Annotated in this window: 11 protein-coding genes; all 11 read right to left on the reverse strand. The window is 37.5% G+C overall.

The window, feature by feature from the left end; genetic code table 11:
* On the reverse strand, positions 1–315 hold a 315-nt coding region (locus ABIQ28_RS08425), incomplete at its 3' end, for a hypothetical protein (RefSeq protein WP_348036446.1).
* A gap of 186 nt (positions 316–501) precedes the next feature.
* Positions 502–1,173 carry an RNA methyltransferase gene (locus ABIQ28_RS08430; RefSeq protein WP_348036447.1) on the reverse strand — a complete coding sequence of 224 codons (672 nt, stop codon included), beginning with the start codon at positions 1,171–1,173 and terminating at the stop codon, positions 502–504.
* 409 nt (positions 1,174–1,582) lie between these two features.
* Positions 1,583–1,702, reverse strand: coding sequence for a hypothetical protein (locus ABIQ28_RS08435; protein WP_348036456.1), 120 nt, complete (start codon positions 1,700–1,702; stop codon positions 1,583–1,585).
* 320 nt (positions 1,703–2,022) lie between these two features.
* Positions 2,023–3,585, reverse strand: coding sequence for a glycerol-3-phosphate dehydrogenase/oxidase (locus ABIQ28_RS08440; protein WP_348036448.1), 1,563 nt, complete (start codon positions 3,583–3,585; stop codon positions 2,023–2,025).
* 88 nt (positions 3,586–3,673) lie between these two features.
* Complete coding sequence (scpA, locus tag ABIQ28_RS08445; RefSeq protein WP_348036449.1) at positions 3,674–5,860, reverse strand: methylmalonyl-CoA mutase; 2,187 nt, start codon at positions 5,858–5,860, stop codon at positions 3,674–3,676.
* 301 nt (positions 5,861–6,161) lie between these two features.
* Positions 6,162–6,407 carry a hypothetical protein gene (locus tag ABIQ28_RS08450; protein ID WP_348036450.1) on the reverse strand — a complete coding sequence of 82 codons (246 nt, stop codon included), beginning with the start codon at positions 6,405–6,407 and terminating at the stop codon, positions 6,162–6,164.
* Between the two features lie 16 nt (positions 6,408–6,423).
* A complete protein-coding gene (locus tag ABIQ28_RS08455; protein WP_348036451.1) occupies positions 6,424–7,794 on the reverse strand; it encodes a methylmalonyl-CoA mutase subunit beta in 1,371 nt (456 codons plus the stop codon).
* Complete coding sequence (locus tag ABIQ28_RS08460) at positions 7,787–8,104, reverse strand: septum formation initiator family protein (protein ID WP_348036452.1); 318 nt, start codon at positions 8,102–8,104, stop codon at positions 7,787–7,789. The genes ABIQ28_RS08455 and ABIQ28_RS08460 overlap by 8 nt, the downstream gene beginning before the upstream one ends.
* Positions 8,105–8,713: a uridine kinase gene (gene udk / locus ABIQ28_RS08465; RefSeq protein ID WP_348036453.1), complete on the reverse strand. Its 609-nt coding sequence runs from the start codon at positions 8,711–8,713 to the stop codon at positions 8,105–8,107.
* Between the two features lie 50 nt (positions 8,714–8,763).
* Positions 8,764–9,162, reverse strand: coding sequence for a cytochrome c (locus ABIQ28_RS08470; RefSeq protein ID WP_348036454.1), 399 nt, complete (start codon positions 9,160–9,162; stop codon positions 8,764–8,766).
* An 8-nt stretch (positions 9,163–9,170) separates the two neighbouring features.
* Positions 9,171–9,545 (reverse strand): PQQ-dependent sugar dehydrogenase (locus ABIQ28_RS08475; RefSeq protein ID WP_348036455.1); only part of this gene is annotated, 375 nt, incomplete at its 5' end.

Raw genomic sequence — 9,545 nt, forward strand, 5'->3', positions numbered from 1 at the left:
AATTCCTGCAGAAGCATAGAAAAAAGAACTATAACTCTTCAACTCTTGACTCCCAGAAAGTATTGCTCCACTGAGAATACAAATTGCAGCAGCTCCGGCCCAAAAAAAGATTCCCAATTGAGACAAGAAAGCGGTATAAATCGGAGCATCAACTACTGCAGCAAAATCCCTTGTCAATTTGCTCAAAGAAACACCATAATTAAATCGCAAAAAAACAAGAAAGCCTAAAACTAGGGAAACAAAGATGATAACATAAAGAACGGTAACAGCAATTGACTTTAATTGCGACTTAGGAAAAACATAAGATCTGAACATAGTTTCAATTAGTGTTTTAGAAGTTTATAGCCAATTAAGTGTTAATAATCTATGACTGAAATACACTATTGAAAAGTAATGTTAAATATTCTTAATTCTTCTATTAATCGATTCATTAGCACATATTTCCGATTAAGATCCCTAGCAGCACGCTTTAATGTCGAATTTTTCACAAACTATATGTCATTATAAACTTTTATCTCCACTACATTTATAGAAACGTTCTACAATCTCATCATAACTTTTCAAGGTTTTTGAGATCCAATCCAATCGCTTTTCTAATTGTTCATGTTCAGATAACTGCCATTTAACATCCGATTTCCGTAATTTATTTGTGACATCCTGTAAGATTATTGCGGCGGAAACCGAAATATTCAAACTCTCGGTAAAGCCGACCATCGGAATTTTCAAATAGCAATCCGCAGCGTCCAAAACCTCTTGTGACAAACCTTCCGTCTCTCTTCCGAAGAAAAAACAAGACTTTTTACTGATATCAAAATCGGCAAGTACCTGCTCGTTTTCGTGAGGTGTTGTGGCGACAATTTGATAGCCATTTTCTTTTAGATTCTGAATACAGTCTTTCACGGTATGAAATCTTTGTAAATCCACCCATTTTTGAGAGCCCATTGCAATTTCACGATCAATGCGTTTGGAATTTCGCTCTTCCACAATATGGACTTCCTGAATCCCAAAAACATCACAACTCCGAATGACTGCACTCGTGTTGTGTAATTGGTACACATCTTCTGTGGCCACGGTAAAATGTTTCGTCCGATTTGGAAGAACGGTATCGAATCGTACTTTTCTTTCTGGGGTAAGGTAAGTTTCTAAATGCTCTAAAAGATGGAGGTCAATCATTGAAAAATTTATATTCGGCAAATTAACGAAACAATAACAAGGCACACCCAAAATATCTTTGTATATTTTCTTTTAACAATAACTGTGAGCAAAATAATTGAATTGGATTTGGATGGGTCGGACCGATTGGAAGATCAAATTGAAGACTAAAAATTAAAACTTACTAATAAACAAATTTATTAATGTCCGATAAAAGATAAAACCACTTGAATTTATTTTTCACTTATCTGACTACCAGCCTCTTAATCTCTGCGCTTTATTATTTTTCAAAAACAGGCTACCAATTAAAAGATAATTGTTCTTGCTCAGCTTTATTAATCCAGTCTTTTTCCGGGTTTTCTAGAAATTTCATCAAATTGTTGTAATTTAAAAGATGGTTTTTACAGAAGCTGACCAAATTTGAAAATGTTCAATTGCGCTTTTTTAGAATAGGATTTAACTGAAAACCATCCGTTTTTCCTGATAGACCAAGCATTGCAATAGATATTACTCGAAGTGATATACTCTTTGAAAATGAACAAAAAAGCATACTTATCAAATGGTCTTTTGTAGTAAATCGTTTGGTGTAAGGTCTGACTCAAATTTTTTGACCTCTTTTCTTATCAAAGAATCGTCTATTAAAGAAATCAGCTGTCCGAAAACAGATTTACTAGAATAATAATTACTTTTACTCATCGAATTTTGAATTTTGCAACTCTAATTTACGATATTATTCAAGTAGCCATTTTTAAGGGCTCCTTTTTTATCGGACAACAATGACTGTGAAACTATAATTCTTAAATGTCGTTTATTTTCTTTTAGATCTTTGCAAAAAACCTAGCGTCCTTGCGTTAAAAAAAAAATAAGCTCCTATAAAATATATTGAGTTGTTAAATGCGTAAACTCCTCTATCTGTGATTGCTTCCAATCCTCGTCTTTACCTAAATATTTTGTAAGAATTTCAGCCACTTGTGGTGCAACTTCTTGAGCAGCCTTGGCATCCAAAAACAAGATACGCACACGCCTGGCCAAAACATCTTCAACCGTTCGTGCCATTTCATTGGTAACTGCCCAAACCACTTCGGCCTTTAAAAATTCTAAACGCGGATGCAATTTTTCGCCTAATTCTGGAGATTCTTTAATTAGTTGGTCAATAAATTTTTGATCAGTTCCATAAATATAAAGATGATTAGTATCATCTGTAGCACCGTCAGCACCATGAATTCTAAGATGTTTGGTCAGACACACGGTATAAGGCAATTTCCCCATAGCAATGACCTTTTTCATGGTGTCTTGTGCCATGCATCTATAGGTGGTCCATTTTCCACCTGTGATGGTAATTAAGTCCGATTCAGAAACAATTACTTTATGGCTTCTTGAAATTTCTTTTGTTTTTTCTGAAGGATTTTTTGGAGCTGCCAACGGACGTAATCCTGCAAAGATGCTCAATACATCAGCTCTAGTAACGGTTTTATTCAAATAAGCATTTGTGGTTTCCAAAATAAAATCAATTTCCTTTTCCAAGGGTTTTGGCTCCAAACTATGGCTGTCCAATAAGGTATCCGTAGTTCCTACCACTACTCTATTATGCCAAGGCACCAAAAAAAGAACCCGTCCATCTGTTGTTTTTGGAATCATGATGGCATCTTTACCTGGCAAAAATGAGCGATCTAACACCAAATGAATGCCTTGACTTGGTCTTACCGTATTTTTAGCATCCGCATTATCCATTTTTAGGATTTCATCTGTGAACACGCCTGTCGCGTTGATGACTACTTTTGTATTTAAGATGTATTCTTTGTGCGACTCATGATCAATTGCCGTAACTCCATTAAGTTTGCCATTCGCATCTTTTTGCAATTGAATGACTCTAAAATGATTCAAAATCGTCGCACCTTGTTCGATAGCGGTCTGGGCAATATTGACTGCTAATCGCGCATCATCAAATTGTCCGTCATGATAGACTACGCCACCTTTAAGATGCTCCTTTTTAATAGTCGAAAGTCTTGAAAATGTTTCTTCTTTAGACATTCTCATGGATTTCCCGAAGCTCAACTTTCCAGCTAAAAGATCATAGGTTTTTAAACCAATGGTGTAAAACAAAGTGTTCCACCATTTATAAGTCGGAATAATAAATGTCTGATTCTTGACCAAGTGCGAAGCGTTCTTCAATAGCAAACCTCTTTCATACAAGGCTTCTTTGACCAAATCAATATTGCCTTGTGCCAAATAGCGTACGCCGCCATGAACGAGTTTGGTACTTCTACTAGACGTTCCCTTTGCAAAATCAGACTGTTCCAAAAGCAGTGTTTTGTAGCCGCGCGTCACACTATCCAAAGCCACGCCCAAACCAGTTGCTCCGCCTCCAATAACAATAACATCCCAATCGCTGTTATTTTCCAACTGCTGTAATAAGGAGGCTCTATCGAACACTAATGGTCTATGTTTAATAAGTTTTCAATTTAAAATGAGGATTGGTAAAGACGAAAGTACTATAGAATAAAATCCTTTTAGAAAAGCGCTATTCATCTAGCAAAATCTCCAACATTTGAATGGCTGCATCACTAATTTTCGTTCCAGGACCAAATATGGCAACAGCTCCTGCATCAAATAAATATTGGTAATCCTGTTTAGGAATGACTCCTCCGACAATGACCATAATATCTTCGCGACCGTAGTTTTTCAATTCCTGAATGACTTGCGGGACTAAAGTTTTATGACCTGCGGCCAGTGAAGACACGCCCAGAATATGGACATCATTTTCAACCGCCTGTTTAGCAGCTTCTTTTGGCGTTTGAAACAGCGGACCAATATCCACATCAAAACCAACATCCGCATAGCCTGTGGCGACTACTTTGGCACCTCTGTCGTGACCGTCCTGCCCCATTTTGGCAATCATGATACGCGGACGACGACCATCTTGCTCTGCAAACTTATCGGCAAGTTCCCGGGCTTTTTTGAACGAACTATCGTCTTTTATTTCTTTGCTATACACGCCTGAAAATGATTTAATCTGAGCTTTATAACGACCGAATGCAACTTCAAGTGCATCACTAATTTCGCCTAAAGTAGCGCGCTCTCTTGCCGCTTCTACTGCTAAAGCTAACAAATTCTCCTCAGAGCCTCGATCCGAATTTATAATATTTTTAGCGGCTTCCGTCAAATTAGCCAAAGCTTGTGCTACTTTACCAGAATTCCGTTCAGCCTTCACTCTATTTAAACGTTCAATCTGCGAAAGTCTGACCGTTTGATTATCGACTTCAAGAGTTGTAATCGGATCTTCCTTTTCTAATCTGTACTTATTTACGCCCACGATGATATCCTGACCAGAATCAATTCGTGCCTGCTTACGTGCCGCTGCTTCCTCAATCCGCAATTTTGGAATGCCTGCTTCAATGGCTTTCGTCATGCCTCCAAGTTCTTCAACTTCCTCGATCAGCGCCCAAGCTTTTACAGCGATATCGTGTGTCAGTTTTTCAACGTAAAAACTTCCTCCCCAAGGATCAACCGTCTTAGTGATTTGGGTTTCCAATTGAAGAAAAAGTTGTGTATTTCGTGCAATTCGTGCTGAAAAATCGGTTGGCAGTGCAATCGCTTCATCTAAGGCATTGGTATGTAAACTTTGAGTCCCTCCAAACGCTGCTGCTGCCGCTTCAATAGTAGTTCTTGCCACATTATTAAACGGATCCTGCTCGGTCAAACTCCATCCCGAAGTTTGGGAATGGGTACGTAACGAGAGTGATCTGTCGTTTTTAGGATCGAATTGTTTTACCATTTTTGCCCATAACATTCGGGCAGCGCGCATTTTGGCGATTTCCATAAAATGATTCATGCCAATGGCCCAAAAGAAAGATAAACGCGGTGCAAACGTATCAATGTCCATACCTGCTTCCAATCCTTTTCGGATATATTCCAATCCATCTGCTAAGGTATAGGCCAATTCAATATCGGCCGTAGCGCCTGCTTCTTGCATGTGGTATCCAGAAATACTGATGCTATTGAACTTCGGCATGAATTTACTGGTATATTCAAAAATATCAGAAACAATTTTCATGGAAGGTGTTGGCGGATAGATATAAGTATTCCGTACCATAAATTCCTTTAAAATATCGTTTTGGATCGTCCCTTCCAATTGCTCAGGCTTTACACCTTGCTCTTCAGCTGCCACAATATAAAATGCCAAAATGGGTAAAACCGCGCCATTCATGGTCATGGAAACCGACATTTTATCCAAAGGAATATGATCAAAGAGAATTTTCATATCCTCAACGGTATCAATGGCAACACCAGCTTTACCAACGTCGCCCACCACACGATCATGGTCAGAATCATAACCGCGATGCGTGGCCAAATCAAAGGCTACTGACAATCCTTTTTGTCCTGCGGCCAAATTGCGTCGGTAAAACGCATTACTTTCTTCTGCCGTTGAAAAACCAGCGTATTGACGAATTGTCCAAGGTCTGCGCACATACATGGTCGAGTAGGGTCCGCGAAGGTTTGGTGCGATTCCAGCAATAAAATTGAGATGCTCGAGGTCCTTTATATCTTCCTTGCCGTTAGTGGATTTGATATCGATGTCTTCTGCCGTGTGGAAAGTTTCTGGTTTCTCGTTTAAAGTTTCGAGTTTACTAGATTCTAAACTCGTTCTTCCGTCATCCGTCATCCGTCTTCGGTTCAATTCGATATGTTGCAAATTCTTTCTACTCATAACTTTTTGTTTAAAAGATATCAATATCACTGTCTTTTGACGAATGACATATCAATTTAATCACAATTTTAGACTCATAAATCTAACAATGAATAAGATAATGAATAAGATAGGGAAATGTTCTAAGCATTTTTATTCTTACATTATCATATCACAATTGAAAAGTAAGGGCTCACTTTTAATATTATTGAGACTTTCTTTAAAAGAATCAAAAAACCTATCAGAAAGCTTAGGATTTATATTTTTATAATAAGAGATCGCTTCCTTAAATTCAAGTTTTGCTTCAGGAAGAATCACTACGCTATAATTCATCTTCTATTTCTTTTAAAAAATCATTGATTTCGTCAACATCATTCGGATTCTTTAAATATTTATCGGTACGCTCTCTGACACGATCAATCTGCCATTGTGGAACTTTATATTCGTCTCTATCTGATTTATTAGATGGAAAAATAATAACTTCTACTTCACTAGCATCAAAATCATCTGGAAGGACGATATTAATCGTACGATTTTTTACGCTTACAATTTTTCTTAGAGCTTCCATATTATGATTATTTAATTCACTCGTTTTCCAATCTTTTTTGCTCGACAGCTTCCGCCAAACGCTTTTCAATAATAGGCTCTATCAAGGTTTTGACAGGATTTTTTTTAACGAAAGGATACAACTCCAATTCATGCTTCATTTTATCATCCGCATGAGGATGTTTGTTGGTGCCTAACAAAATCAATTCGCCTTTATCAAACTGTTCTTGTTCTTTTGCCGCGTTTTCCTTTATTTTCTTTTGAATTGTGCCTTCCTTTAGCTGCTGTAAAAATCCGCCGTTAGCTTCGATATCCTTGAAAAGTACCAAGGCTTTTTCTGCTAATTGTTCTGTTATACTTTCGATATAGTAAGCGCCATCTGCTGGATTATTTACCTTATCAAAATAGCTTTCGTGCTTTAAAACCAACAATTGATTTCTTGAAATACGTTCTGCAAACTCATTGTCCTTATGATAAATGGCATCGTATGGCAAATTAGAAATTGTATTCGCGCCACCAAGAACTGCACTCATACATTCGGTGGTCGTACGCAACATATTGGTATTATAATCGTAAAGGGTTTTGTTGCGTTTCGTTGGGATCGCAACAATAAAACATTCGGTATTAAAACCGTAAGCCTCTGCCAACGTTCGCCATAATTCCCGCAACGCTCGAAGTTTTGCGATTTCAAAAAAATAATTGGTGCCTACCGAAACATTGAAGATGACTTCAAAGGACTCCTTCGCTGAACTCGTCAATAGACTTTCTAAATAATTGAGATACTCATTGGCGTGCGCTAAAGCGTAGGCCAATTGCTGCACCATATTGGCACCCGCATTTTGGTATAATCGCAGATTTACGGTAAAGGTTTTGGTATGCTTTATAATGGCTTCAAATTCGCTAAAATCTGATTTCAGATTGTTATACCAATTTCCTGTTTTGGCAAGATGCCCAATAATATCGACTTGAATATGTTTGTTTCCCTTACTTGGGATGAATGAAAATTGCTTTGCAAATTTTGAAGATATAAATTGACATTCAAAAAAAACAGCAACTTTCGCTAAATTGATATTAACCAAAAGGTCTTTTACTAAAATTTCTTCAGAAGGCAGAATAAACTTGATGCTTTCCGCGCCCCGCTCGATCGCATTAACCGCCTTAAGATTTGATTTTTCAACATGGGCGACGAATATGGCTTGGCATATCTGCCATTCCGTAGCTTTTGTATCCGATACATTCGGGAGTTCCTTAAACTCATCTGCATGATAGAAAGGCTTCACATGAATACCTTCATCAGTGTTCCAAATAAGCGTTTCGTTATAGTCGGCGCCTTTTAGGTCATATTGAATGAGTTGCTTCCATTGCTTGGAGGAGACCTCAGAAAAATCTCCAAATAACGTTTTAGTCATGATCATTTTGATTTTCTATACTATCCTCGTATTCGATAATATAAATTTCTTCATTCACGCGCTTCATATAATATTTTTCGCGAGCCAATCGTTCCAAACCTTCTTCCGTACTCAAGGCTTTTATGCCTTTCTTATCCTTTATAATCTCTTTCTTGTAGTAGTCACGTTCATTCTTCAAAGCGTTCATTTCTGAATTTAATTCATGGTGGATCAAAAAAGAATTGCCATCAAAAAACAACATCCATACCGCGAACACCATAAAGATGATCACATACATATTTTTGAATGGTTTTAAATATTTACGATTCATCTATGCTAAACGTTCATTAATGATTGATTTCACAATATCGACAGCCACAGTGTTGTACTTATTGTTTGGAATAATAATATCTGCATATTCTTTCATTGGCTCAATAAACTGCTGATGCATTGGCTTCAAAGTGTTTTTGTATCGGGCCAACACTTCATCCAAGTCACGTCCGCGTTCAGAAATATCGCGTTTCAAACGTCTGATCAAGCGTTCATCACTATCAGCATGCACAAAAATCTTGATATCAAACATTTCGCGCAACTCTGGATTTGTCAAAATCAAAATACCTTCAACAATCATTACTTTTCGAGGATGCGTCAAAACAGTATCACCGGTTCTGTTGTGTTTTATAAATGAATATATCGGCTGCTGAATGTCTCTACCTTCTTTTAGCTCCTGTAAATGGCTTTCCAACAATTCAAAATCAATGGAACGCGGATGGTCAAAATTAATTTTCACACGTTCATCAAAGCTTAAATGCGACGTATCCTTATAATAAGAATCCTGGGATATGACGCCCACTTCGCCTTCAGGCAATTCAGTTAAAATTTGATTGACAACCGTAGTTTTACCACATCCTGTACCACCTGCAATTCCTATAATCAGCATTCTTTATTGTTTAGTTTTCAGGGGCAAATTTAACTAAATATAAAGAACTACTATTGCTGAATTTTGGAAACTTCGGAAGTGGTTACTATTTTACCATCGGCATTTCCCCACGAATTTAAAATATAGTTCATCACATCTGCCACTTCATCATCGGAAAGCCCCAAAGACGCCATGGAACTATTATATTTTTTCCCATTAACGGTTATTTCTCCAGACATTCCATATTTCACAGCCTTAATGCTTTCGATACGTTTGTTCAACAAATAGTCAGAATCTGCTAAAGGAGGAAACGCACTAGGCACACCTTCACCTTTTGGCATATGGCAATTCATACAGAAATCCTCATACACAAGGGCACCTCGCGCGATACTCTCTTTAAGTTCTGGCGTTTGTTTTGGCTCCTCATTACAAGAAAACAAAAAACCTAAAAACACAAATATTCCTATCATTTTGAACACTAATTTTTAGGTAAGAGTTTAACGATTCCCAAGTTTTCAATACCGACATATATATATCCATCAGGCCCTTGAACGATCGTTCTCACACGACCCAATCCATCTAAAAGACGTTCTTCCTTGACCACTTTCTCATCGGCAAGGACCACCTTATCCATATAACTGAATTTTAATGATCCTACTAATAAGTTACCTTTCCAACCCGGATAGTTGTCACTGGTAATAAATGCCATTCCACTAGGCGCAATGGATGGATCCCAATAATGAATGGGTTGCTCCATGCCTTCCTTTTTAGTAATATCAGTGAATTTTGTACCACTATAATTAACACCATAACTTATAACAGGCCAACCATAATTTGCCCCTTTCTTAATGAT

The organism is Gelidibacter sp. (assembly GCF_039916245.1).
Taxonomy (GTDB): Bacteria; Bacteroidota; Bacteroidia; order Flavobacteriales; family Flavobacteriaceae; genus Gelidibacter.